Source organism: Phycicoccus avicenniae (assembly GCF_050496545.1).
Lineage (GTDB): Bacteria > Actinomycetota > Actinomycetes > Actinomycetales > Dermatophilaceae > Phycicoccus > Phycicoccus avicenniae_A.
This window is the reverse complement of the sequence record NZ_JBNVZV010000018.1, coordinates 66,859-89,070: the sequence shown is the minus strand read 5'-3', so window position 1 is coordinate 89,070 and position 22,212 is coordinate 66,859. Positions and strand designations below refer to the sequence as shown.

The 22,212-nt window shown below is 74.7% G+C and carries 26 protein-coding genes; 10 read left to right on the top strand and 16 right to left on the bottom strand.

Going from position 1 to position 22,212, the window contains the following annotated elements:
* Nucleotides 1-98 precede the first annotated feature (98 nt).
* On the bottom strand, nucleotides 99-1,049 hold the full coding sequence (locus ACQZ2A_RS15095) for a proline dehydrogenase family protein (RefSeq protein WP_430212667.1): 951 nt from the start codon (nucleotides 1,047-1,049) through the stop codon (nucleotides 99-101).
* 104 nt (nucleotides 1,050-1,153) lie between these two features.
* On the opposite strand from ACQZ2A_RS15095, the gene ACQZ2A_RS15090 reads away from it, so the two are divergent.
* The gene (locus ACQZ2A_RS15090; protein WP_430212664.1) at nucleotides 1,154-1,888 is read left to right on the top strand and encodes a M15 family metallopeptidase; all 735 of its coding nucleotides are present in this window, start codon (nucleotides 1,154-1,156) and stop codon (nucleotides 1,886-1,888) included.
* 15 nt (nucleotides 1,889-1,903) lie between these two features.
* Here ACQZ2A_RS15090 and ACQZ2A_RS15085 read toward each other — a convergent pair whose 3' ends face one another.
* Both ACQZ2A_RS15085 and ACQZ2A_RS15080 read right to left on the bottom strand, forming a co-directional pair.
* Nucleotides 1,904-2,644: an ABC transporter permease gene (locus ACQZ2A_RS15085; protein WP_430212663.1), complete on the bottom strand. Its 741-nt coding sequence runs from the start codon at nucleotides 2,642-2,644 to the stop codon at nucleotides 1,904-1,906.
* Entirely contained in the window at nucleotides 2,641-3,375 is a 735-nt protein-coding gene (locus ACQZ2A_RS15080) for an ABC transporter ATP-binding protein (RefSeq protein WP_430212661.1), read from the bottom strand. The genes ACQZ2A_RS15085 and ACQZ2A_RS15080 overlap by 4 nt, the downstream gene beginning before the upstream one ends.
* Nucleotides 3,376-3,448: 73 nt before the next feature.
* On the opposite strand from ACQZ2A_RS15080, the gene ACQZ2A_RS15075 reads away from it, so the two are divergent.
* From ACQZ2A_RS15075 to ACQZ2A_RS15065, 3 genes are all read left to right on the top strand, one after another.
* Nucleotides 3,449-4,192, top strand: coding sequence for a response regulator (locus ACQZ2A_RS15075; RefSeq protein WP_430212659.1), 744 nt, complete (start codon nucleotides 3,449-3,451; stop codon nucleotides 4,190-4,192).
* 44 nt (nucleotides 4,193-4,236) lie between these two features.
* The gene (locus tag ACQZ2A_RS15070; RefSeq protein WP_430212657.1) at nucleotides 4,237-5,496 is read left to right on the top strand and encodes a sensor histidine kinase; all 1,260 of its coding nucleotides are present in this window, start codon (nucleotides 4,237-4,239) and stop codon (nucleotides 5,494-5,496) included.
* A 68-nt stretch (nucleotides 5,497-5,564) separates the two neighbouring features.
* On the top strand, nucleotides 5,565-6,293 hold the full coding sequence (locus ACQZ2A_RS15065) for a DUF4232 domain-containing protein (RefSeq protein ID WP_430212654.1): 729 nt from the start codon (nucleotides 5,565-5,567) through the stop codon (nucleotides 6,291-6,293).
* A gap of 34 nt (nucleotides 6,294-6,327) precedes the next feature.
* On the opposite strand, the gene ACQZ2A_RS15060 is transcribed toward ACQZ2A_RS15065, so the two are convergent.
* Together ACQZ2A_RS15060 and ACQZ2A_RS15055 are read right to left on the bottom strand one after the other, a co-directional pair.
* A complete protein-coding gene (locus tag ACQZ2A_RS15060; protein ID WP_430212652.1) occupies nucleotides 6,328-7,110 on the bottom strand; it encodes a sugar phosphate isomerase/epimerase family protein in 783 nt (260 codons plus the stop codon).
* A 2-nt stretch (nucleotides 7,111-7,112) separates the two neighbouring features.
* A complete protein-coding gene (locus ACQZ2A_RS15055; protein ID WP_430212650.1) occupies nucleotides 7,113-8,039 on the bottom strand; it encodes a Ppx/GppA family phosphatase in 927 nt (308 codons plus the stop codon).
* A gap of 68 nt (nucleotides 8,040-8,107) precedes the next feature.
* Between ACQZ2A_RS15055 and ACQZ2A_RS15050 the strand changes: the two genes are divergently transcribed.
* Both ACQZ2A_RS15050 and ACQZ2A_RS15045 read left to right on the top strand, forming a co-directional pair.
* Nucleotides 8,108-9,016: a hypothetical protein gene (locus tag ACQZ2A_RS15050; RefSeq protein WP_430212647.1), complete on the top strand. Its 909-nt coding sequence runs from the start codon at nucleotides 8,108-8,110 to the stop codon at nucleotides 9,014-9,016.
* A gap of 26 nt (nucleotides 9,017-9,042) precedes the next feature.
* Nucleotides 9,043-9,723: a class I SAM-dependent methyltransferase gene (locus tag ACQZ2A_RS15045; protein ID WP_430212645.1), complete on the top strand. Its 681-nt coding sequence runs from the start codon at nucleotides 9,043-9,045 to the stop codon at nucleotides 9,721-9,723.
* Nucleotides 9,724-9,731: 8 nt separating this feature from the next.
* Here the strand turns inward: ACQZ2A_RS15045 and ACQZ2A_RS15040 are convergent, their stop codons facing one another.
* From ACQZ2A_RS15040 to ACQZ2A_RS15030, 3 genes are all read right to left on the bottom strand, one after another.
* Nucleotides 9,732-10,298 carry a dihydrofolate reductase family protein gene (locus ACQZ2A_RS15040; RefSeq protein WP_430212643.1) on the bottom strand — a complete coding sequence of 189 codons (567 nt, stop codon included), beginning with the start codon at nucleotides 10,296-10,298 and terminating at the stop codon, nucleotides 9,732-9,734.
* Nucleotides 10,299-10,370: 72 nt separating this feature from the next.
* Nucleotides 10,371-10,862 carry a GNAT family N-acetyltransferase gene (locus ACQZ2A_RS15035; RefSeq protein WP_430212681.1) on the bottom strand — a complete coding sequence of 164 codons (492 nt, stop codon included), beginning with the start codon at nucleotides 10,860-10,862 and terminating at the stop codon, nucleotides 10,371-10,373.
* Between the two features lie 104 nt (nucleotides 10,863-10,966).
* The gene (locus tag ACQZ2A_RS15030) at nucleotides 10,967-11,332 is read right to left on the bottom strand and encodes a VOC family protein (protein ID WP_430212640.1); all 366 of its coding nucleotides are present in this window, start codon (nucleotides 11,330-11,332) and stop codon (nucleotides 10,967-10,969) included.
* Between the two features lie 77 nt (nucleotides 11,333-11,409).
* On the opposite strand from ACQZ2A_RS15030, the gene ACQZ2A_RS15025 reads away from it, so the two are divergent.
* Complete coding sequence (locus tag ACQZ2A_RS15025; protein ID WP_430212638.1) at nucleotides 11,410-11,784, top strand: PH domain-containing protein; 375 nt, start codon at nucleotides 11,410-11,412, stop codon at nucleotides 11,782-11,784.
* Nucleotides 11,785-11,805: 21 nt separating this feature from the next.
* On the opposite strand, the gene ACQZ2A_RS15020 is transcribed toward ACQZ2A_RS15025, so the two are convergent.
* The 3 genes from ACQZ2A_RS15020 to ACQZ2A_RS15010 all read right to left on the bottom strand — a co-directional run bounded on the left by ACQZ2A_RS15020 (nucleotide 11,806) and on the right by ACQZ2A_RS15010 (nucleotide 14,582).
* The gene (locus ACQZ2A_RS15020; RefSeq protein WP_430212635.1) at nucleotides 11,806-13,347 is read right to left on the bottom strand and encodes an HNH endonuclease signature motif containing protein; all 1,542 of its coding nucleotides are present in this window, start codon (nucleotides 13,345-13,347) and stop codon (nucleotides 11,806-11,808) included.
* Between the two features lie 131 nt (nucleotides 13,348-13,478).
* Nucleotides 13,479-13,943 carry an NUDIX hydrolase gene (locus ACQZ2A_RS15015; RefSeq protein ID WP_430212632.1) on the bottom strand — a complete coding sequence of 155 codons (465 nt, stop codon included), beginning with the start codon at nucleotides 13,941-13,943 and terminating at the stop codon, nucleotides 13,479-13,481.
* 9 nt (nucleotides 13,944-13,952) lie between these two features.
* A complete protein-coding gene (locus ACQZ2A_RS15010) occupies nucleotides 13,953-14,582 on the bottom strand; it encodes a flavin reductase family protein (protein WP_430212629.1) in 630 nt (209 codons plus the stop codon).
* Nucleotides 14,583-14,632: 50 nt separating this feature from the next.
* On the opposite strand from ACQZ2A_RS15010, the gene ACQZ2A_RS15005 reads away from it, so the two are divergent.
* The gene (locus ACQZ2A_RS15005; protein WP_430212628.1) at nucleotides 14,633-14,995 is read left to right on the top strand and encodes a hypothetical protein; all 363 of its coding nucleotides are present in this window, start codon (nucleotides 14,633-14,635) and stop codon (nucleotides 14,993-14,995) included.
* Between the two features lie 4 nt (nucleotides 14,996-14,999).
* Here the strand turns inward: ACQZ2A_RS15005 and nadC are convergent, their stop codons facing one another.
* The 5 genes from nadC to ACQZ2A_RS14980 all read right to left on the bottom strand — a co-directional run bounded on the left by nadC (nucleotide 15,000) and on the right by ACQZ2A_RS14980 (nucleotide 19,925).
* Complete coding sequence (nadC, locus tag ACQZ2A_RS15000; protein ID WP_430212625.1) at nucleotides 15,000-15,893, bottom strand: carboxylating nicotinate-nucleotide diphosphorylase; 894 nt, start codon at nucleotides 15,891-15,893, stop codon at nucleotides 15,000-15,002.
* Nucleotides 15,890-17,575, bottom strand: a complete 1,686-nt coding sequence (locus tag ACQZ2A_RS14995) for an L-aspartate oxidase (protein WP_430212623.1) — start codon at nucleotides 17,573-17,575, stop codon at nucleotides 15,890-15,892. Before ACQZ2A_RS14995 ends, nadC begins: the two co-directional genes overlap by 4 nt.
* The gene (gene panD, locus ACQZ2A_RS14990; RefSeq protein WP_430212621.1) at nucleotides 17,572-18,003 is read right to left on the bottom strand and encodes an aspartate 1-decarboxylase; all 432 of its coding nucleotides are present in this window, start codon (nucleotides 18,001-18,003) and stop codon (nucleotides 17,572-17,574) included. The genes ACQZ2A_RS14995 and panD overlap by 4 nt, the downstream gene beginning before the upstream one ends.
* Nucleotides 18,004-18,043: 40 nt before the next feature.
* Entirely contained in the window at nucleotides 18,044-18,973 is a 930-nt protein-coding gene (gene panC / locus ACQZ2A_RS14985) for a pantoate--beta-alanine ligase (protein WP_430212619.1), read from the bottom strand.
* 67 nt (nucleotides 18,974-19,040) lie between these two features.
* Nucleotides 19,041-19,925: a Rossmann-like and DUF2520 domain-containing protein gene (locus ACQZ2A_RS14980; RefSeq protein WP_430212616.1), complete on the bottom strand. Its 885-nt coding sequence runs from the start codon at nucleotides 19,923-19,925 to the stop codon at nucleotides 19,041-19,043.
* 42 nt (nucleotides 19,926-19,967) lie between these two features.
* Between ACQZ2A_RS14980 and ACQZ2A_RS14975 the strand changes: the two genes are divergently transcribed.
* Both ACQZ2A_RS14975 and ACQZ2A_RS14970 read left to right on the top strand, forming a co-directional pair.
* Entirely contained in the window at nucleotides 19,968-20,948 is a 981-nt protein-coding gene (locus ACQZ2A_RS14975; RefSeq protein ID WP_430212614.1) for an SAM-dependent methyltransferase, read from the top strand.
* Between the two features lie 79 nt (nucleotides 20,949-21,027).
* Nucleotides 21,028-22,131 carry an NADH-quinone oxidoreductase subunit D gene (locus tag ACQZ2A_RS14970; RefSeq protein WP_430212678.1) on the top strand — a complete coding sequence of 368 codons (1,104 nt, stop codon included), beginning with the start codon at nucleotides 21,028-21,030 and terminating at the stop codon, nucleotides 22,129-22,131.
* The last annotated feature ends 81 nt before the right edge of the window (nucleotides 22,132-22,212 follow it).

The following is a 22,212-nucleotide window of genomic DNA, read 5'->3' as shown; positions in this document are numbered from 1 at the left end:
TGGGGGGGGGGGGGGGGGGGGGGGGGGGGGGGGGCCCCGCCCCCCCCCCCCCCCCCCCCCCCCCCCCCCCCCCCCCCCACTCCAGCAGGCCGGGGGGGTCAGCCGCTGGACGCGAGCGAGCGCAGGAAGAAGCGGACGTTGGCCGGGCGCTCGGCGAGCCGGCGCACGAGGTACCCGTACCAGTCCTCGCCGAAGGGCAGGTAGACGCGCATCTGGTGGCCGCGGTCGGCGATCCGCTTCTGCTCCAGGGGCCGGACGCCGAGGAGCATCTGGAACTCGTAGGAGTCGGGCGAGCGGCCGTGGTGCGAGGCCAGCGCGCCGGCGATCTCGACGAGCCGCGGGTCGTGCGTGGCGACCATCGGGTAGCCCTCGCCGCCCATGAGGACCTTGAGGCAGCGCACGTACGAGAGGTCGACGTCGCCGCCGTCCTGGTACGCGACGGACGCCGGCTCCTTGTACGCGCCCTTGCAGAGGCGGACCCGGCTGCCGGGACCGGACAGGTCGCGGCAGTCGGCCTCGGTGCGGTGCAGGTAGGCCTGCAGCACGGCGCCGACCCAGGGGAAGTCCTCGCGCAGGGCGCGGACGGCCTCGAGGGTGCGGTCGGTGGTCGTGTGGTCCTCCATGTCGAGGGTGACCGTGGTGCCGACCCGCTGGGCCGCCTCGCAGATGGCGCGGGCGTTCTCGAGGGCGATGGCGTCCCCGTCACCCGGGATGGCCTGCCCCACCGCGCTCAGCTTGACGCTCACCTCGGCGGCGCCGAAGCGGGAGAGGTCGGCCTCCTCGAGAGCGGCGAGCAGCGCGAGGTAGGTGTCGCGGGTGTGCTCGGCCTGGGAGCGCTCGGTGACGTCCTCGCCGAGGTGGTCGACGGTCACCATCCGGTTCGTGGAGCGCAGCTCGTTCGTGACGCGCACGGCGTCGGGCACCTCCTCGCCGGCGACGTAGCGGGAGACGACGGAGCGGCTGACGGGGGCCCGCACGACGGCGGATCGCACCGCGTCGGAACCGGAGATCTGCAGCAGGGCTCCACGGAGCAGGTCGGAGGCGTCCACGCCCTGCAGGCTAGCCGTGGGGGCCCTGCCGCTCGACGCGCGGTGTCGCACGAGCCGACCTACGGTGGCAGGAGGCCACCCGTCCCCGACCCCGGAGCCCCCTGATGCGCACCCGCCCGACCCTCGTCGCCCTCGCCGCCGCCGCCCTCGCCGGTGTCCTCGCCGTGCCGGCCGCCGCCGCCCCTGCCGCCGCGCCGGCGGAGCGGTCGCCCTCCGCCGGGCTCGAGCGCGCGGTGTCGTCGTGGCATCCGGGCCGGCACCTGCCGTTCCTCGCGCTCGTCACCCCGGTCGACCGCTGGACGCGAGCCTCGATGGTGGGGGTCAGCTGGAAGCCCGGGTGTCCCGTGCCGATCGAGGACCTGCGCATCGTGACGATGACCTACTGGGGCTTCGACGACCGCCCGCACCTCGGCCGGCTGATGGTCCACGAGGACGTCGCGCGCGACGTGGCCCGGGTCTTCGGGCAGCTCTACGAGAAGCGTTTCCCGATCCGCCGCATGGAGCTCATCGAGACGTACGACGCCGACGACGACGCGTCGATGGCCGCCGACAACACCTCGGCCTTCAACTGCCGGCCGATCACCGGCACCACCGACCGCTTCTCGATCCACAGCTACGGCAAGGCGATCGACATCAACACGATCGAGAACCCGTACGTCAAGGGGACGACGGTCCTGCCGGCCGCCGGACGTGACTTCCTCGACCGCACCGACGTCCGCCCCGGGATGGTCGTCGCCGGCGACTTCGTCGTGAAGGCGTTCGCGGACAAGGGGTTCGCGTGGGGCGGCGACTACACGAGCCTCAAGGACTACCAGCACTTCGAGATCCCGAACCCCTGACCGCCGGGGCGCCCCTCAGGGGGTGCGGCGGCGCAGGGTGAGGCTGCCGAGCACGAGCGCGACGGCGATCCACAGCACCATCACCCCGAGGCTCGGCAGGACGTCGCCGAGCGGGTCGGCCTGCTGCGCGACGTCCTGCATCGCGTCGACGGCGTAGGACAGCGGCAGGACGTCCGAGACCGCCTCCAGCACCCCGGGCATCCGGTCACGCGGGACGATCAGACCGCAGAGGAGGAACTGCGGGAGGATGAGCGCCGGCATGAACTGCACGGCCTGGAACTCGGTGCGCGCGAACCCGCTCGCCAGCAGACCGAGAGCGGTGCCGAGCACGGCGTCGAGCACGGCGATGACGACGAGCACCCACAGCGGACCGGCGACGTCGAGCCCGCACACCCACACCGCGAAGGCGCTGGCCACCACGGCCTGCACGACGGCCATCACGCCGAAGGCAAGCGCGTAGCCGAGCATCAGGTCGCCCTTGCCGAGGGGTGTCGTGAGCAGCCGCTCCAGGGTGCCGGTGGTGCGCTCGCGCAGCGTGGCGATGCTCGTGACGATGAACATCACGACGAGGGGGAAGACGCCGAGCAGCGCCGGACCGATCTCGTCGAAGACGTCGACCGGGGAGTCTGCGAAGACCCACGCGAGCAGGCCGAGCAGGACGCACGGGACGACGAGCATCAGCGCGACCGTGCGGTGGTCGCCGCGCAGCTGGCGCAGGATGCGGCCCGCGGTGGCGAGCGTGATGCGGGGGTTCACGCCGCACCTCCACCCTCGGCCACGTCGCGGTCGACGAGGGCGAGGAACGCCGACTCGGCATCCTCGGTCCCGGTGCGGGACAACAGCTCCGGCAGCGTCGAGTCGCTGAGCACGCGTCCGCCGCGCAGGAGGACGAGCCGGTCGCAGCGCACGGCCTCGTCCATGACGTGGCTGGAGACGAGCAGCGTGCGTCCCTCGGCGGCCAGCCCGCGGAAGATCTCCCACAGGTCCCGGCGCAGCACGGGGTCGAGCCCCACGGTCGGCTCGTCGAGGACGAGCACCTCGGGGTCGCCGACGAGGGTGCAGGCCAGGCCGGCCCGCGAGCGCTGGCCGCCCGACAGGTTCTCGACGCGCGCGTCGGCGTGGTCGGTGAGGTCGACGGTGGCGATGGCGCGGTCGGCCGCGTCCGCCGGCGCGCCGAGGACGCGGGCGAAGTAGCGCACGTTGTCGCGCACCGAGAGGTCGGCGTAGACGCTGGAGGCCTGGGTGAGGTAGCCGACGCGGCGGCGCAGGGACGGCGAGCCGGCCGGCTCGCCGAGCACGGTGACCTCGCCGCCCGCGACGACCTGCACGCCGACGACCGAGCGCATCAGCGTCGACTTGCCGCCGCCGCTCGGCCCGAGAAGTCCGACGACCTGCCCGTGGGGGACGCGCAGCGACAGGTCGGGGAGCACCTCGCGCCCGCCGCGCTCGACGCGGAGGTGCTCGACGACGACGGCATCGCTCGTCATGCCCCGACCATGGCACCACCCGCGCCGGCTGTCGAGGACCGGCCGGGCCCCCACGCCGACCTAGAGTGGCGAGGTGACCACGGGCAGGGGGAGGACCGGCGACGGCGAGGCACCCGTGGCGCTGCGCGTCCTGCTCGTGGAGGACGACCCCGTCATCGGCGAGGCCACCGCCGCGCACCTCGAGCGCGACGGGTACGAGGTCGTCCGGCTCGGGGACGGGCTCGAGGCGTGGGACCGCTGGCGCGAGGCCGACCCGCCGTTCGACCTCGTCGTCTCCGACGTCGTGCTGCCCGGGCTCGACGGCGCCACCCTGACCCGACGCATCCGCGGGGTCGACCAGGTACCCGTCGTGCTCGTGTCGGCCCGCACCGACGCCCTCGACGTCGTCGGCGGGCTCGAGGCCGGGGCCGACGACTACGTGACCAAGCCGTTCGACGTGCAGGTGCTGCTGGCCCGCCTCCGCAACGCTCTCCGCCGCACGACCGCGGCCCCCGGTGCCGTCACGGACACCGACCCCGGGCCGGCCGGCGAGGGCGAGACGTGGGGCGACCTCACCCTCGACCGCCGGGCGCTGCGGGTGCTCCGGGGCGGTGAGCCGGTCCGGCTGACGCCCACCGAGCTGCGCCTCCTCCTCGAGCTCGCCGACGAGGCGGGGCACGTCGTCTCGCGGCGCACCCTGCTCGAGCGGGTCTGGGGGTACGGCGACGCCGAGGACGACGACCACCTCGTCAACGTGCACGTGCAGCGGCTGCGGGCCAAGGTCGGCGCCGAGCGGGTCGAGACCGTCCGTGGGTTCGGCTACCGGCTCGTGCCGTGAGGGGGTCGGGGCGGGTCACGGGGCTCCGGGGCCGGATCGCCGCGGTGATCATCCTCGTCGTCCTGGCCGCCGTCGCGGCCCTGGGCGTGGCCGTGCACCTGCTCGTCCTGCGCGAGCAGGTCGACGGCGCGCGGCGGGCGGCCGACGACCGGGTCGCGGCCGCGCTCGACGTGTACGCAGCCACCGGGCTGCTCGCGTTCGACGCGAGGGTCGATGCACCGGACCTGCCCGGGGAGCTGCGCGCCGCGGTGCCCGCCGACGGCGACCGCGCGACCCTCGTGACGGGCGGCTCGGTGCGCACCGTCTGGGCGGCCGGCCGCTCCGGCGACACGCTCCTCTCCCTGCGCACCCGCTTCGACACCGACAGCCCCACCCTCCGGCAGGTGGACCGCGCGATGCTCCTCGCCGCGGGGGGCGTCGTCGTGGCCGCCGGGCTCGTCGGCTGGGTCACGGCCGGGCGGCTGGCCCGCCGGCTGCGCCGCGCCGCCGGCAGCGCCCTCGCCGTCGCGGCGGGAGGCGACCCGACGTCCCTGCGGAGGGTCGTCGGCGACCGCCACGACGAGGTCGGTGCCCTGGCCGACGCCGTCGACGCGATGTCGGCACGGCTGTCCGAGCGTGTCCGGGCCGAGCAGCGTTTCACCGCCGACGTGGCACACGACCTGCGGACCCCCGTCACGGGCCTGCTCACGGCCGCCGAGCTGCTCGACGACTCCCGCCCGGCGGCCCTCGTGCGCGACCGGGCGCGGGCGCTGGCCGCGCTCGTCGAGGAGCTGCTCGAGGTCGCCCGGCTCGACGGGGGTCGGGAGCAGGCGCTCGTCGAGGTGGCCGACCTCGCGGAGGTGGTCTCCCGGGTCGTGCGGCGCGGGGTCGCGAGCGGCGAGCTGCCGGACGGCGCGGTGACGGTCAGAGTGCTCGCCCCCGCGAGCCTGCCCACCGACGCCCGGCGGGTGGACCGGATCGTCACCAACCTCGTCCGCAACGCGGTGCAGCACGGGGCCGCGCCCGTCGATGTCCTCCTGGACGGGCGCGAGGTCGTCGTGCGCGACCACGGGCCCGGCTTCGACGCCGAGCTCCTGCGCAGCGGGCCGCAGCGGCTCCGTCGCGCCGCCGGGGACCGGGGCGGGCACGGGCTCGGGCTCGTCATCGCGGCCGGTCAGGCCGAGGTGCTCGGCGGGACCCTGACCTTCGACGACCACCCGTCGGGGGGCGCCCGGGCCCGTCTCGTCCTGCCGCCGGACGGGGCGCCACGGCCGCCCCGCGACGAGGCCCCGGCGGAGGTCCCCGGAGAGGTCACGAGATCGTGACGAAGCCTGCCGCCCACCGTGACCCGGCCGGCGCCGCCCCGCGACGCGCCCGTCCTAGCGTCGGGGACATGCACACGACAGCAGCCACGCACCGCACCGTCCGCACCGCCTCGGCCGTCACCGCCGCACTGGCCTCCCTCGTCCTGCTGTCCGGCTGCGGCAACGGCCTCGAGTCCGGCGGACGGGCGAGCGGCACGGGCCTGTCCCCCGGCCCCTCGCCCACGTCCTCCTCGTCCGCCTCGCCGAGCGCCACCCCGACGGAGTCCTCGCCCGCCCCGTCGGACGCCGCGACGCCGACCGACGGGTCGACCGGCGCGTCGACCGCCACCTCGGGGGGCAGCGGCACCACGGGCGCCGAAGGGACCCCGGCGCGCTGCACCGTCGGGCACCTCGCCGTCGGCCTGCGCACCCCGGCCGGCTCCGGTGCGGCGGGCAGCACCTACCTGCTCCTCACCTTCCGCAACACGGGCGGGTCCGCGTGCCGGCTGTCCGGCTTCCCGGGCGTCTCGTTCGTCGGCAAGGGCGACGGGACCCAGATCGGTGCCCCCGCCGCGCGCACCGGGTCGGCCGTGGCCGTCACCCTGGCGCCGGACGCGTCGACCACCGCCCTCCTGCGGGTCGTCGACGCCGGCGTATACCCCTCGCGCTCGTGCGCCCCGACGACGGCCGACGGCCTGCGCGTCTACCCGCCGGGCTCGACCGACGCCGCCTACGTCGCCCGTCCGCTGCAGGCCTGCCAGGGGTCGACCGGCGACTCCCCGCAGCTGACCGTCTCCTCGGTGGGCACGAGGTCCTGAGCGCGCCCCACCCGCGGATGGCTCGTCCCGGCGGTCAGCCGAGGTGCAGGCGGGCAAAGGCGAGGGACTCGGCGAGGTCGAGCTCGCGCTGGGCCTCGTCGCCCTTGCGAGTGGCGACCTCCACCACGACCTGTCCGTCGTAGCCGGCACCCGCGAGGGTCTCGAGCACCTCCCCGCACGGCTGGCCACCGCGGCCGGGCACGAGGTGCTCGTCGCGCGGGGCGCCCGAGCCGTCGGCGAGGTGGAGGTGCGTGAGGCGCGGGCCCAGCCGCTCGACCATCTCGAGGGCGTCCGAGCCGGCGGTCGCGGTGTGCGACAGGTCGACCGTCACGTGGTCGTAGGGCTGCTCCACCGGGTCCCAGTGCGGGAGGTAGGCCTCGAGCTCGCGACTGCGGGCGTTAGCCCGCCACGGGTACATGTTCTCGACGGCGAGCGTGATGCCGGAGTCGCTCTCGCGCACCGCGACCCCATCGGCGAAGCCGCGCGCGTAGTCGCGCTGCCAACGGAACGGCGGGTGGAGGACGACCGTGTCGGCACCGAGGTCCTGGGCGAGCTCGACGGAGCGGTCGACCTTGTCCCACGGGTCGGTGCCCCACACGCGCTGCGTCACGAGGAGCGTCGGGGCGTGGACCGAGAGCACCGGTACCCCGTGCAGCTCCGAGAGACGCTGCAGCGCACCGGCTTCCCGGGTCAGCGGGTCGGTCCAGACCATCACCTCGACCCCGTCGTAGCCGAGCCGGGCGGCGGTGGCGAAGGCGGCGGCGCATCCCTCGGGATAGACCGACGCCGTGGACAGCGTCACCCGGGGCGCGGCCACGCTCACCCCATCCGGTCGAGGTGCCGCAGGAGGATGCCCTCGCGCAGCGCCCAGGGGCAGATCTGGAGCTGGTCGAGCCCGAGCAGGTCCATGGTGGCGTCCGCGACGATCGCCCCCGCGAGCAGCTGGCGCGAGCGCGAGCCCGAGACGCCCGGCAGGTCGGCGCGCTCGGCGGCGGTCATCGCGGCGATCTCGGGGAGCCGCTCGGCCAGCGCCTCGCGCGGCAGCACCCGCGCCTCGTACATCCCCTCCGAGCTGGGGGCGGCCCCGCAGATGCGGGCCAGCGAGCGCATCGTCTTGGAGGTCCCGACCGCGAGGTCCGGGGCACCGGCCTTGGCGAGCGGACGCAGCTCGGCCGCGATGGTCGCGCGCACGACGCGGCGGGCCTCGCGCACGGCGTCCGGCGAGGGCGGGTCACCGGGCAGCAGGTCACGGGTGACCCGGCCCGCACCGAGCGGCACGGAGATGGCGACGTCTGGCTCCTCGTCCATGCCCATCGCCAGCTCGAGGGAACCGCCGCCGATGTCGGCGACGAGCAGCGTGCCGGCCGACCAGCCGAACCAGCGGCGGACGGCGAGGAAGGTGAGCCGGGCCTCCTCCTCGCCGGTCAGGACGTCGAGCCGCACGCCGGTGCGCTCGGCGACGTGGTCGAGGACCTCCTGGCCGTTCGGGGCCTCGCGGATGGCGCTGGTCACGAAGCCGCGCAGGTCCTCGACGCCCTGGTCCTCGGCGACCGTCAGGCACTCGGCCACGAAGTCGGCGAGGGCCTCGCGCCCGCCGTCGGCGATGCGACCGCCGTCCTCGACGTGCTCGGAGAGGCGCAGGTCGATCTTGTGCTTGCTGGCGGGAAGGGGCTGGGCCCCGGGGTGGGCGTCGACGACGAGGAGGTGGACGGTGTTGGAACCGACGTCGACGACACCGAGGCGCATGGGGGCAAACCTAGTGGGTGCGGCGTGGACCGGGGCCTACCGCCCGTCCGCGTGCATAGGGTGGGTGGGTGCCCGAAGCCTCCCTCGACATCCCGCGCACCTGGGCCGAGTTCGCCGACCCGTCCGATGCCGGCCAGCGCTTCCGCGTCGACCTCACCTGGCTGACCTCGAGCTGGACCTGCATCTTCGGCTCCGGCTGCCGGGGCATCTACGCGGACCGCCCGGACGACGGGTGCTGCACCCTCGGCGCCCACTTCACCGACGACGACGACCTCGAGCGGGTGCGGGCGGTCGTCGGCGAGCTCGGCGAGGACGAGTGGCAGCACCACCCCGGGTTCGGCAAGAACGGCGACAAGGACCCCGCCCGCCGCTCGGCCTGGACCGAGGTCGACGAGGACGGCGACCGCAAGACCAAGGTCGTCGACGGCGCGTGCATCTTCCTCAACCGGCCCGGCTTCCCCGCCGGCGCCGGGTGCGCGCTGCACCAGCACGCCGTGCTCACCGGGCAAGCGCCGCACGAGGTGAAGCCGGACGTCTGCTGGCAGCTGCCGATCCGCCGGTCGTACCGCACCGTCGAGCAGCCGGACGACACCTCCTACCTCGAGGTCACGATCGCGGAGTACACGCGGCGTGGATGGGGGCCGGGCGGCCACGACCTCGACTGGTACTGCTCGTCCAACCCGGAGGCCCACGTGGGGCGCGAGCCGGTCTACCGCAGCAGCCACGCCGAGCTGGTGGCGCTGATGGGGCAGGCCGGGTACGACGAGCTCGTCCTGCGGTGCGAGGCACACCTCGCGGCGGTCCGGCACGCGCGGACCGTGGGCGCGCGCAAGCTCATCCCCCTGCTCGTGCACCCCGCGACGCGCGAGGCCGACACCATCGGCGGCCGGCGCGCCAAGGTGCCACGCGTCAAGGGTGGGTCAGCCCTGCCGGAGGGCTCGAACGAGCCGGCGCACCCGGTTCCCCCGTCGTCCTGAGCCGTCCAGAGCCGTTCCGCCGCACCATGATCCGCAGCCCGAACATCTGGGACACCCCCGAGGTCTACGAGCTCGAGAACCTCGCGTCGGACCGAGCGGGGGTCATTGACCGGGCCCTCGAGTCACTGCACCCGCTGCGAGGGGCCGACCTCCTCGACGTCGGGTGCGGCACCGGGTTCCACCTGCCGCGCTTCGCCGAGCGGGGGGCGCGCGTGGTCGGGGTCGAGCCGCACCTGCCGCTCGTCCGTCGGGCCGCGAACCGGTTGCGGGCCAGAGGATCCCGCGCCCGGGTGGTGGCCGGGGACGCCGAGGCCCTGCCGCTGGCCGACGGGTCCGTCGACGTCGTGCACGCCCGCTGGGCGTACTTCTTCGGCGCCGGGTGCGAGCCGGGCCTCGTCGAGCTGGAGCGGGTGGTGCGTCCGGGCGGCGTGGCCTGCCTCGTCGACAACGACGCGACGCGCTCGACCTTCGGGGCGTGGTTCTCGCAGGCCTACCCGACGTACGACGCCGTTGCCGTGCAACGGTTCTGGGACCGGCAGGGCTTCACGACGGAGGCGCTGACCATCGAGTGGACGTTCGAGCGGCGCGAGGACCTGGAGGCGGTGGTGCGCATCGAGCTGCCGCCGGGGCCGGCCGAGGCGGTGCTGGCGTCGCACGAGGGGATGACCGTCGACTACGCCGTGGCCCTGCGCTGGCGCCGGTACTGAGGAGTCGGTCAGCCGGGGTTCCGCACTGCGTGGCGGAGGTACACGACGCCGTTGTCGAACCGCCGCTGCTCCAGTAGCTCGAGGTCGAGGCGCACGCCCCGGGGCAGGGCCGGCTTGCCGCCCCCGACGAGGACGGGGCAGAGCAGCAGCGCCGTCTCGTCGACCAGCCCGTGCCGGAAGGCCTCGACCGCGATGCCCGCCCCGCCGATGCTGAGGTCCGCGGCGGACTCCTCCTTGAGCCGCCGGACCGCCTCGGGGTCGAACTCGCTCTCCAGCCTGGTGCGCGGGGTGGACACCTCGGTGAGGGACCGGGAGTAGACGATCCGGTCGGTGTCCCGCCAGATCTCCGCGTACTCGCGGACGACGTCCGGCTCGCCGACCAGCCAGTCGTCGTCGGCCCAGACGCGCATCGTCTCGTAGAGGCGCCGGCCGTAGAGCGAGGTGCCGATGCCCCGCTCGTGCTCGTTCCAGAAGGCGTGGACCGCCTCGTCGGGAACGGACCAGTCGAAGGCGCCGGTCTCGTCCTCCAGGAACCCGTCGAGCGAGATGTTCGCCGCGTACACCAACCGCCCCATGGCACCCCTCCGTCCGTCCCGGGACCCCAGCCTGCGGCGTCGTGCGGCGGCGGTCAACCCCGGTCGGCGACGTCAGTGGTGCCGGACGAGGAAGAGCGTGACGCCCCGCTCCGGGTCGACCTCGGTGCGTCCGGTGTCCTCGAAGCCGAGCCGGGCCAGCAGCCGGCGCGACGGGGTGTTCCAGTCCCAGACCGTCGCCCAGGTGCGGGCGTGGCCGAGGTCGCGCGCCAGGGCGAGCACCGCCAGCGACGCCTCCGTCGCCCATCCGCGGCCCTGCGCGCTGCGGAGCAGCTCGACGGCGAGCTCCGGCTCGCCCGCCGCGCCCCGCCCGGTGTCGACGAGTCCGCACGAGCCGACGACGCCGCCCCCGTCGCGGCACTCGAGGGCGAGCACGCCGGGGGCATCGGGGGTGGGTGGTGCCGCCCGACGGATCTCGGCCTCGAGCTCCGCGACGGTGGGGTGCCCCTTCGCGTCCAGCCCTCGGTGCGGGGGCACCCGCGGGTCGCGCTCGGCCCACATCAGGTGTCGCACAGCGGCGTCCTCCGGGCGCCACGACCGAAGCACCAGGTGCTCGGTCCGGAGCACGAGACCACCTTCCGCGGTCGGGTCCTCGACCGGGCTGCCACCGTCGCGCCCCGCCGCCTCCCCGGAGGTCCCGTCCGCCACGCTCACGGCCTGCGTCCGGTGAAGCGCCAGTAGTAGCCGTCCGGGTCGGTGAGGCGGAGGTCGGTCAGGCCCCAGGGCCTCGGCGTCAGGTCCTCGGCGAGCACGATCCCCGCGGCCACGAAGCGGTCCCGCTCGGCGTGGACGTCGTCGACCTCGACGACGATCTCGGTGCCGACGGGGTACGCACGGGCCCCGGGTGGGACCGGCGCCGCCTCGGCGGCGCCGAGCCGGACCCCACCGAGGCGCAGGCTCGCGTAGCGGGGCGGTCCGTCGCTCCTCCCCAGCAGCTCGAAGCCCAGCCGGCCGTAGAAGTCGACGGTCGCGTCGAGGTCGACCGGGAAGATCTCGATGCGCAGGGTGGCGTCCACCTCACCAGTGTCGGTCACCCGGCGTCGGGTCCTCAGCCGCGCCACCCTTTCGCGCGTCCCCTCGTAGGGTCGAGGCCATGATCGACTTCCAGAACGCGAGCTACGTCAAGCTGGGTCGGGTGGACTACTCGTCCATCGCCGGGCAGATCGACCCCCTGCTCATCGAGGGGGAGCAGGGCTTCCTGGCCTTCAAGGGGATGCGGGACTACATCGTCTTCACGAGCAAGCGGATCATCGCCGTCAACGTCCAGGGCCTGACGGGCAAGAAGAAGGACTTCACCTCCCTGCCCTTCTCCAAGGTGCAGGCGTTCTCGCTCGAGACGGCCGGCACGTTCGACCTCGACGCCGAGCTCGAGCTCTGGTTCTCCGGCCTCGGGCGCGTGAAGTTCGAGTTCAAGGGGAACACCGACGTCGCCTACCTCAACCGGCTCATCGCGCACCACGTGCTCTGAGCGAGGCCAGGGCCACCGACATCAGAAGGGCGGGTCGCCCGGGGGGATGACGCATCGGCGGCGATGTCCGAGTCGAGGGTCGTACTCGAGGACCCAGGGCCGCGCCGGCGGCGGATGGTGCTCGAGGCGGTGCTCGAGCGCCGAGTGCGGGGCGCCGGCCGGCTCGCCGCGCAGGTTCGCCGGGACGGCGGGGCGATCGGTCCCGGTGTCGCGCAGCGTCGTGTCCCGATGGTCCCGCGGCCCGCTGGTCCGGGTCCTCCCGGTGGGATCGGTCCACGTCGCCGTGCCGTCGGGAGCCAGGCGCACCCACCACCCGGCCCGCTGCTTGATGCGGTGGTGGCGGCGGCAGAGGCAGACGAGGTTGGCGGCCGAGGTGGGGCCCGTGGGCCAGGAGACGACGTGGTCGAGGTCGCAGAACCGCGCCGCCACGTGGCAACCGGGGAAGCGGCACCGGCCGTCACGGGCGCGCACGAAGCGGATCAGCTCGGCTCCGGGGCGGTACGCGGCGGTGCGCAGCCGGTCCTCGGGGTCGAGGAGACCGCCGGTCCGGAGGTCGCAGGCGAGCACCGGACGCCCGAGGTGGTCGCGGCCCACGGAGGTCAGGGCCACCGCCCGCTCCAGCCATCCGCGCTCCACGAGCACCGGCTCGCCGGCGGCCGGGCCGTGGACGGGCACGAGGTCGGCGGGTCGGCCCTCGACGACGGCCTGCTCGCCCACACCGTCGACCGGTGCGGTGAGCGTCACGCGCAGGTCGATCGTGGCGTTGGAGGTCACGAGGTCGGTCAGCGCCCGGGCCCGGGCGCGGTCGATGCGCTCGCAGGTGCCGTCGGCGACGTACCGCTGCGCGAGCGCGTCGATGGCCGCCCACGCCGCGCACGCCTCCTCGGACGGGAAGGTCCCGAGCCAGGTGTCGACCCCCGGCTCGTCGACCCACCGGCGCAGGCCGCTCTCGCTGCGTGCACGGACCGCGCGCTGCCGCAGCAGGTCCGGGCTGATGCGGGCGAGCAGCCGCCGGCACCGGCGGCGCAGGGCGCCGGCGTCCTCGCGGTCGAGCCACGGGTCGAGCGCCTCGACGACGGCCCGGGCGACAGCGCTCGGCACCTCCTCGAGCTCGTGGGCCACGACCTGTCCCCGGTAGGCGTCGAGCCGACCCGCAGCCATCGCTTCGTGCAACCCGCCGAGGCCGGTGGACGCCGACGCCCCCTCCGGACCGTCGGCCGCCAGCCGGACGGCATGCCGGACGCGCCGCTCGGCCTGCACCGCCGTCAGGTTCAGGACACCCGAGAGGACGGCGGGGGCGTCGAGCGCGACGTGCCCAAGGGGACGGAGGAGCTCGGTGACCGTCCCGTCCTCGGCCCACTCGTGCTCGACGGCGGCCAGCCGCACGATCGCCGCGTCCTGGGCCGCCGTGGCGGTGTCGATGACGGCCTGCAACTCCCCCACGACGTCCGTCCAGCCCTCGACCGACCCTCCGGTCCCGACCTCGTCCAGCGCCTCCCCGACCGTCGCACGCGCGTCACGGGCGGCCGCCAGCATCCGCTCCGCTGCGCTCGTGCCGGCCATTATCGGCCCCCTTCCCTGCTGCCCCCATCGTACCGACGCCCACCGACACCCATCCGCGTCGTCCACAGGTACTCACCTGCAGCACAACCGGATACCGGCCATCACCGGCCCCGATGACCCGGCGTGAGCAGCTACACGAACCGTGTGGGCCCCTCGTGCCCCACCGCCACCGAGACCCGCTCCCGCTGCACCGCCGCCATCGCCGGCAGCCCGTCGAGCGGGAACCACCGCACGTCCGCGGACTCGTCGTCGGCCACGTGGGCCTCGCCACCGACGTACCGGCACCGGAAGGTGTGGTCGACGTACTGCGACCGGTCGCCGTTGGGGTAGGTGACCACCCCGGTCACCCCCACCCACGCGAGCAGCTCGACCTCGCACTCGACCCCGGTCTCCTCGAGGCACTCGCGCACCGCCGTCACCGCCGGGTGCTCGCCGGGGTCACAGATCCCCGTCACCGGCGTCCACTCACCCGTGTCGGCCCGCTTCACCAGCAGCACCTCGTCCCCGCGCAGCACCACGGCCGTCACGCCGGGCAGCCACAGCAGGTCGTGACCGATGCCCTCGCGCAGCCGCAGGACGTAGTCGGGGGTTGCCATCGTGGCTCCTCAGCCGTCGTAGGTCGGGCGGGCCAGGTCGACCACCTCGCCGAGCCGACCCCACTCGTCGGCCCCCAGCCGGGCCCACGGGTCCAGCGCCCGGATGTCGACGTGCGGCCGGCGGCGCATGTCCTCGGACGCCGCGACGGCCTCCGACACCGCCGCGTGCAGCACGGTCCCCACGACGACGAAGCAGTTCCCGGTGGGCCGCACCTCCTCCAGGCGGCACTCGAAGGCGATGGGCGAGGCCGCGACCCGGAACGGGGCGACGGTCAGCGAAGGCTCGCGCTCGACAGCCTCGGCGTCGAACTCGCCGATCTCCGGCGGGTAGTCGGTGCTCGTGCCGTTGGCGACCCGCGACAGCGAGCCGGAGACGACGTTGACGACGAACTCGCCCGTCGCCTCGACGTTGTCGAGCGTGTCCTTGCGACCGACCGAGGTGAAGGACAGCATCGCCGGGTCGGTGCTGACCACCGTGAAGAACGAGTGCGGCGCGACGTTGTCGACCCCTGCGGCCGACCGCGTGCTCACCCAGGCGATCGGTCGCGGGACCACCGAGGCGGTGAGCAACCGGTACGCCGCACCGGCGCGCATCCGCTCGGACTCGGGGCCGTGCTGCACGGCGAGCTCGTGGCGCATCCCCCGAGCCTAGGCCGCCACCCGGCGCCGTCCTCACCCACACTGGGTGGATGCTCACCCGCTTCGTCGCGACCGTCTTCTACGCCGACCTCTCCGTCGGCCTCGACCTGTTCGTCGACGGCCTGGGGATGACGGTCGTCCACCGGGACGGGGGCTTCGTCGTGCTCGAGCGCGACGGCGCGAAGATCCAGCTGGCGGAGAACGCCGAGGCCGCCGCCCACTCCGAGCGCCCCGAGCTCGGCCTCGAGACCGACGACCTCGACGCCGTGTTCGCCGACATCTCGGCGCGCCGCCCCGACCTGCTGCACCCGAACCTGCCCGCCCCGCGGCTGCGCCCCTGGGGCGCACGGGAGTTCGCGATGCTCGACGCCACCACCGTGTGCGTCGTCCTCCGCGAGTGGCCGCGGAGCTGAGCCGTCAGGCGTCGTCGGGGTCGAGGTCGAGCGCGATGTCGACGATCGGCGACGAGTGCGTGAGGCCCCCGACCGACAGGTAGTCGACGCCGGTCTGCGCGTAGTCGCGGGCGACCTCGAGCGTCAGCCCGCCGGTCGCCTCGAGCTCGACGACCTCGCCGGTGTCCCGCACGGCGGTCACCGTCGCGGCGAGCTGGGCCGGAGTCATGTTGTCGCAGAGCAGGAAGCGCGCACCGACCGCCACCGACTCCAGCGCCTCGGCCGTCGTCGTCACCTCGACCTGCACGTCGACGTCGGGGTACTCACGCCGCACGGCCTCGTACGCGGCGGTCAGCCCGCCGGCGGCCAGCTTGTGGTTGTCCTTGATCATCGCGACGTCGTACAGGCCCATCCGCTTGTTCGTGCCGCCCCCGCAGCGCACCGCGTACTTCTCGAGCGCCCGCAGCCCCGGCGTCGTCTTGCGGGTGTCGAGCACGCTCGCCCCGGTGCCCTCGAGCTCGTCTGCCCACCGCCGGGTGTGCGTGGCCACACCGGAGGTGCGGGACAGCACGTTGAGGACGGTCCGCTCGGCGACGAGCGTCGTACGGGTCGTGCCGCGGAGCGTGGCGAGGCGGTCCCCGCGCACGACCCGGTCACCGTCGGCGACGTGCAGCTCGACCGCCACCGCACCCGTGGACAGCCGACGCGCGACGGCGTCGAGGACGAGCGCCACGACCGGCAGGCCGGCGACGACCCCCGACGACCGCGCGACGACGTGCGAGACCGACTCCTGCGAGGCCGGGATGGTCGCCAGGGTCGTGACGTCGCGGCCGCCCCCGCCGTGCGTGCCGAGGTCCTCGTCGAGCGCTCGCTCGACCACGAGCCGGGCGTCCTCCTCCGGGAAGCCGTGGCCGCTCATCGCCCTGCTCCCATCGGCTCGGACACGGGGCGTTCGTCGACGACGAGAACCCCTGCCGCGGAACGCTCCAGGCCCTGGTGCACCAGCCACCGCCCGTCGTCCCGCTCGGGGTGGTCCGTGCGCACGTGACCGCCGCGCGTCTCCTCGCGCCGGTGCGCGAGGAGGGTGAGGGCCTGCCCGAGGTGCAGCAGGTTCGTCGTCTCCCAGGTGCGCGGGCCGGGCTCCGCGGCGCCGCTCGGCAGGGCGGCCAGCGCCTCGAGCTCGAGCTGGGCGCGGGCCGTCGAGTCGGCACTGCGCAACGGCCCGCATCCACGGGTCATGGTGCGCTGCAGGCCGATCCGCTGGGTCGAGTCGAGCAGCCGGGCCGGCTCGCCGTCCGCGACGACGGGCTCACGCACGGGGAGGTCACCGTCGCCGAGCCTGGCACTCACGTCGTCGGCGATGCGGTGCGCGAAGACCAGACCCTCGAGGAGTGAGTTCGAGGCCAGGCGGTTCGCGCCGTGGACCCCGGTGCAGGACACCTCGCCGCACGCGTACAGCCCTTCGACCGAGGTCCGTCCGCGCAGGTCGGTCTCCACGCCACCGGAGGCGTAGTGCTGCGCCGGTGCCACCGGGAGCAGCTCGGTGGCCGGGTCGAACCCCAGCTCGCGGCACCGCGCGACGATGGACGGGAACCGCTGCTCGAGGAAGTCCCGGCCGAGGTGGCGCGCGTCGAGCCACACGTGCTCGAGCCCCCGCTCGCCCATGACGTCGAGGATCCCGCGGGCCACGACGTCGCGGGGCGCGAGGTCGGCGAGCTCATGGCGGCCCTCCATGATCCGAGCACCGGTGTCGTCGACCAGGAAGGCGCCCTCGCCGCGGACCGCTTCGGAGATCAGCGGCTGCTGGCCCGTGGACCCCTCGCCGAGGTAGAGCACCGTCGGGTGGAACTGGACGAACTCGAGGTCCGTGACGCGCGCCCCGGCTCGCAGGGCAGCCGCCATCCCGTCGCCGGTGGCGACCGGGGGGTTGGTGGTCGAGGTGTAGATCTGCCCCAGCCCGCCGGTGGCGAGGACGACGGCCCGCGCCCGCGCCGCACCGACCCCGTCGACCTGTCCCTCACCGATGACGTGCAGCGTCACCCCGCACGCCGAACCGTCGGCGGCGGTCACGAGGTCGACCACGAGCGCGTGCTCGACGACCTCGATGCCGGGGTCGGCGAGCACCCGCTGGAGCGCGGCGATGAGCGCGCGCGAGATCTCGGCCCCGGTGGCGTCGCCGCCGGCGTGGGCGATGCGGTCGCGGTGGTGCCCGCCCTCGCGGGTCAGCTTGATCTCCCCGCCGGCGTCGCGGTCGAACTCGGCGCCCAGGGCGACGAGCTCGCGCACGCGGTCCGGGCCCTCGGTCACGAGCGCACGCACGGCCTCGACGTCGCACAGCCCGACCCCGGCGACGAGGGTGTCCTCGAGGTGCTCCTGCGGGGTGTCCTCGGGGTCGAGGGCGGCCGCGATGCCGCCCTGCGCCCACGCCGTGGAGCCCGCCGAGAGGACGGTCTTCGTGACGAGCAGCACCCGGTCGACCCGTTCCCGCAGGCGAAGGGCGCAGGTGAGCCCGGCGATGCCGGACCCCACCACGACCACGTCCGCCGAAACCGTCCACCCCGGCTCGGGGGCGGCCAGGCGGCGCGGCACCGCGACGCTCACGACACACGCTCCGGCACCCGCGGGACGGCCACCGTGGACAGCCCCGACCCGTCCGGGGCGTGACCGGGGTCCTCACCCACCTCGACCACGCGGTTCGCGCCGTCGACGAACACGACGTGCGGCGAGAACGCGCGCGCCTCGGCGTCGTCCATCGCGGCGTAGGAGATGACGATGACGGTGTCCCCGGGCGCGACGAGCCGGGCCGCGGCGCCGTTGACGCACACGACGCCCGAGCCCCTCTCCCCCTCGATGACGTAGGTCGTGAAGCGCTGCCCGTTGTCGACGTCGACCACGTCGACCTGCTGGCCGGACAGGAGGTCGGCGGCGTCCATCAGGTCGCGGTCCAGGGTCAGCGAACCGACGTAGTGCAGGTCGGCGGCGGTGACGGTGGCGCGGTGGATCTTGCCGTGGAGCATGTAGCGCTGCATGGGTCCTCGGGTGGTCGGGAGGGGCGGACGAGTGAGGGCGTCAGACCTCGGCGCGCGCGTGCGGGACGTCGGAGAAGACGTCGACGGCGCCGCCACCGGGTCCGACGACGAGCGGGGTGTTGTCGATGAGCCGCGTCGTGCCGATGCGCGCGGCGACGGCGAGCAGGGCCTCGCCCCGGTACCACTCCGGCACGTCGGCCAGCGTGGTCGGGTGGACGAGCACGAGGTAGTCGACGAGGGCGAGCGGCTCCTCGACGACCACCTCACGGGCGGCCCGGCGCACGGCCGAGGGCCCGAACGGGGCGGCCTCGGCCCCGGCCCGCAGCGCCCGCGACAGGCAGAGCGCGACCTCGCGGTCGGAGGCGGTGAGGTAGGTGTTGCGGCTGCTCATCGCCAGCCCGTCCGGCTCGCGCACGGTGGGTACCGACACGATGTCGACGGGGAAGTCGAGGTCGCGCACCATCCGCCGGATGAGCAGCAGCTGCTGGGCGTCCTTCTGGCCGAAGTACGCGCTGCGGGCGGCCGTCAGGTGCAGGAGCTTGCCGACGACGGTCAACACGCCGTCGAAGTGGCCTGCGCGGGAGGCGCCTTCGAGCACCTCGCCGAGCGGACCGGCCGACACCCGCACCCCCGGGTCGCCGTCGGGGTAGACGACGTCCGGCGTCGGGGCGAAGACGACGTCGACCCCGGCATCCCGGCAGATGGCCATGTCGGCGTCGAAGGTGCGCGGGTAGCGCGACAGGTCCTCCTTCGGCCCGAACTGCAGCGGGTTGAGGAAGATCGTCACGACGACGTGGTCGTGGCGCTGGCGGGCCGCCCGGATGAGCTGCGCATGCCCGTCGTGGAGGGCGCCCATCGTCATGACGACCGCGACGTCCCGGCTGGTCAGGGCCTCGCGTGCGGCCTTGAGCTCATCGCGGGTCATCGCGACCGTGGGGACGGCCCGGGTGTCGGTCGACTGCGACGTCATGCCCGCATCCTTGCGTACACGCCCCCCGGTCGGCCCGCCGGGAGGTACGGGCGGCCCGGTTCGCACGTCAGTCGTCGCGCAGGACGTCGAGCAGCGGCTCGGCCGTGGTGGGCCGCAGCCGGCCGTCGTCGAGAGCACGCAGCGCGGTGGCCCGGGCGAGGGCCACGTAGGTCCTGCGGACCTCGGGGGCCAGCCGGTCCAGCTCGCGCAGGTGGTCGTCCACCGTGCCGACGTCACCGCGTGCGACGGGACCGGTGAGGGCGGCGTCACCCATCCGCAGGGCGTTGTCGAGCGCGGCGTGCATCAGGGGTCCGAGGAGGCGGCGCGGCTCCTCGACGCCGGCCCGCCCCAGCACCTCCATCGCCTCGGCGGTGAGCGTCACGAGGTGGTTCGCGCCGTGCGCGAGGGCTGCGTGGTACGCCACGCGGTCCTCCTCCGGCACCCACACCGGCTGGCCCCCCATCTCGAGGACGAGGGCCTCGGCGACCGGGCGCAGGGGCTCGTCGGCGGTCACGCCGAATGCGCAGTCGGCGAGCCGGTCGAGGTCCATCGCCGTGCCCGTGAAGGTCATCGCCGGGTGCAGCGCGAGGGGCATCGCGTGGTGCTCCCGCACCGGGGCCAGGACGGCCGTGCCGTGCCGACCGCTCGTGTGCACGACGATCTGCCCCGCCTGCCACGTCCCGGTCGCCGACAGCCCCGCGACGAGGTCGGCGAGCGCGTCGTCGGGGACGGCCAGCAGGACCAGCTCGGCGCCGGCGACGACGGTCGGGACGTCGGCGACGGGAACGCCGGGGAGCATCGCGGCCGCGCGTTCACGGCTGGCCTCGGAGACGGCGTACGCCCCGGAGACCCGGTGGCCGGCCCGCGCGAGAGCGGCCCCGAGGACCGCGCCGACGCGACCGGCACCGACGACTCCGACGGAGAGGCGCGCAGGGTGCTCGAGGCCGTCCACGCGAGCACGCTACCCCCGGCGCCCACCGGTAGCGTGCGGCGGATGGAGCTGGTGCCCTGGCGTGACGCGTGGCAGGACGCCCTCTACGGCCCCGATGGCTTCTACCGGCGGCCCGAGGGTCCGGCCGGGCACTTCACGACCTCGACGCACGGGCCGCTCGGCGGCCTGCTCGCCGAGGCGCTGGGCCGGCTGGCCGACGCCGAGGGGGCCACGCACGTCGTCGACGTGGGCGCCGGCCGGGGCGAGCTGCTGCGGGCCCTGCACGGGGTGCGGCCGGACCTGCGGCTCACCGGGGTCGACGTCGTCGACCGGCCCGAGGCCCTCCCGGCGGCCGTCGGCTGGATGACCTCGCCCGGCGGCGCCGGGCTCCCCGACGACCTGCACGACCTCGACGACGTGCTCGCCGTGGCCCACGAGTGGCTCGACGTCGTCCCGTGCAGCGTCCTCGAGGTCGACGACGGCGGCGTGGCCCGCGGCGTGCTCGTCGACGCCGCCGCGCGCGTCGAGTCGGTCTCCGGCCCGGTAGAGCCCGACGACGCCGCGTGGTGCGCCGCGCACTGGCCGCTCGAGGGCCTCCCCGCCGGCACGCGGGTCGAGGTGGGGCTCTCCCGCGACCGGGCGTGGGCCGACCTGCTGTCACGCATCCGCTCGGGCACCGCCCTGGCCGTCGACTACGGGCACACGCGCGAGGACCGCCCACCGTCCGGGACCCTCGTCGGCTTCCGGGACGGCGTGGCGGTGCCGGCCCTGCCCGACGGCACGTGCGACCTCACCGCGCACGTCGCGGTCGACTCCCTCGAGCAGGACGAACGGCGCACCCAGCGCGAGGCACTGCACGCCCTCGGGCTCTCCGCGGCCGCACCCGACCACGTCCGCGCCCGCACCGACCCCGCCGGGTACCTCGCGGACCTCGCCCGCTCGTCGGCGGTGCGCGCCCTCACCGACGAGGACGGCCTCGGCGGCTTCTGGTGGGTGCTGCGCCGCGTCCGGACCCGACCCTCCCGGGCCCGTGCGGCAGACTGACGGGGTGAGCCCCGACGCCCCCACCGAGCCGCGCGCCCTCGACGTCGCCGTCGGGGCCGGCGGGCTCGCGACGGCCGACATGGTGCTCAACATCGGTCCGCAGCACCCGGCGACGCACGGGGTGCTCCGGCTCAAGGTCGTCCTCGACGGCGAGCGCATCGTCTCGGCCGAGCCCGTCGTCGGCTACATGCACCGGGGCGCCGAGAAGCTCTTCGAGGTGCGCGACTACCGCCAGATCACGGTGCTCGCGAACCGGCACGACTGGCTGTCCGCGTTCTCCAACGAGCTCGGGGTGGTCCTCGGCGTCGAGGCGATGCTCGGGATGGAGGTGCCGGTCCGCGCCGTGTGGCTGCGCACCCTGCTCGCCGAGCTGAACCGGGTACTCAACCACCTGATGTTCCTCGGCTCCTACCCGCTCGAGCTCGGCGCCATCACGCCGGTGTTCTACGCGTTCCGCGAGCGCGAGGAGCTGCAGGCCGTCATGGAGGAGGCCTCCGGCGGCCGGATGCACTACATGTTCAACCGCGTCGGCGGCCTCAAGGAGGACGTGCCCGCGGGATGGCTGGGGCGGGTCGCGACGGCCGTGGATGCCGTGCGCCGGCGGCTCCCGGACCTCGAGTCGCTGCTGGTGGGCAACGAGATCCTCCTGGCCCGCACGCGCGGGGTGGGTGTGCTCGACCCCGCCACGGTGCTGCAGTACGGCGTCTCCGGTCCGATCGCGCGCGCCAGCGGGGTCGACCTCGACCTGCGCCGCGACGACCCCTACCTCGCGTACGCCGAGCTCTTCGCGCCGGGCGGTCCCGGCCGGGTCGTCACGCGCACCGAGGGCGACTGCCTGGCGCGCCTCGAGGTGCTGCTCGAGCAGGTGCACGTCAGCCTCGACCTCGCCGGGGCCTGCCTCGACCGGCTGCGCTCGCTCCCGGCCGGGCCGGTGAACCAGCGGCTGCCGAAGGTGCTCAAGGTGCCGGAGGGCGAGCGGTACACCGCCACCGAGAACCCGTTGGGGCTCAACGGGTACCACCTCGTCTCTCGTGGTGAGAAGACGCCGTGGCGGCTCAAGCTGAGGTCGGCGTCGTTCAACAACGTGCAGGTGCTCACCGAGGTGCTGCCCGGATGCCTGGTCGCCGACATGGTCGCCGTCCTCGGCTCGATGTTCTTCGTCGTCGGCGACGTCGACAAGTAGCCCGGCGTCCCCCTACCGGGTGTCCATCAATCGACACATTCGACGATTGATGCACGGGGCGGTCAGGTCGGAGCCGAGGCC

Coding starts and splice junctions, on each gene's coding strand:
- ACQZ2A_RS15090 (WP_430212664.1), top strand. CDS start 1,154: ATGCGCACCCGCCCGACCCTCGTCGCCCTCGCCGCCGCCGCCCTCGCC.
- ACQZ2A_RS15040 (WP_430212643.1), bottom strand. CDS start 10,298: ATGGGGCGGTTGGTGTACGCGGCGAACATCTCGCTCGACGGGTTCCTG.
- ACQZ2A_RS15020 (WP_430212635.1), bottom strand. CDS start 13,347: ATGGCCGGCACGAGCGCAGCGGAGCGGATGCTGGCGGCCGCCCGTGAC.
- ACQZ2A_RS14970 (WP_430212678.1), top strand. CDS start 21,028: ATGGTGCTCAACATCGGTCCGCAGCACCCGGCGACGCACGGGGTGCTC.
- ACQZ2A_RS15025 (WP_430212638.1), top strand. CDS start 11,410: ATGATCGACTTCCAGAACGCGAGCTACGTCAAGCTGGGTCGGGTGGAC.
- ACQZ2A_RS14975 (WP_430212614.1), top strand. CDS start 19,968: ATGGAGCTGGTGCCCTGGCGTGACGCGTGGCAGGACGCCCTCTACGGC.
- panD (WP_430212621.1), bottom strand. CDS start 18,003: ATGCAGCGCTACATGCTCCACGGCAAGATCCACCGCGCCACCGTCACC.
- ACQZ2A_RS15010 (WP_430212629.1), bottom strand. CDS start 14,582: ATGCGCCACGAGCTCGCCGTGCAGCACGGCCCCGAGTCCGAGCGGATG.
- ACQZ2A_RS15055 (WP_430212650.1), bottom strand. CDS start 8,039: ATGCGCCTCGGTGTCGTCGACGTCGGTTCCAACACCGTCCACCTCCTC.
- ACQZ2A_RS15080 (WP_430212661.1), bottom strand. CDS start 3,375: ATGACGAGCGATGCCGTCGTCGTCGAGCACCTCCGCGTCGAGCGCGGC.
- ACQZ2A_RS15015 (WP_430212632.1), bottom strand. CDS start 13,943: ATGGCAACCCCCGACTACGTCCTGCGGCTGCGCGAGGGCATCGGTCAC.
- nadC (WP_430212625.1), bottom strand. CDS start 15,893: ATGAGCGGCCACGGCTTCCCGGAGGAGGACGCCCGGCTCGTGGTCGAG.
- ACQZ2A_RS15005 (WP_430212628.1), top strand. CDS start 14,633: ATGCTCACCCGCTTCGTCGCGACCGTCTTCTACGCCGACCTCTCCGTC.
- panC (WP_430212619.1), bottom strand. CDS start 18,973: ATGACGTCGCAGTCGACCGACACCCGGGCCGTCCCCACGGTCGCGATG.
- ACQZ2A_RS15065 (WP_430212654.1), top strand. CDS start 5,565: ATGCACACGACAGCAGCCACGCACCGCACCGTCCGCACCGCCTCGGCC.
- ACQZ2A_RS15045 (WP_430212645.1), top strand. CDS start 9,043: ATGATCCGCAGCCCGAACATCTGGGACACCCCCGAGGTCTACGAGCTC.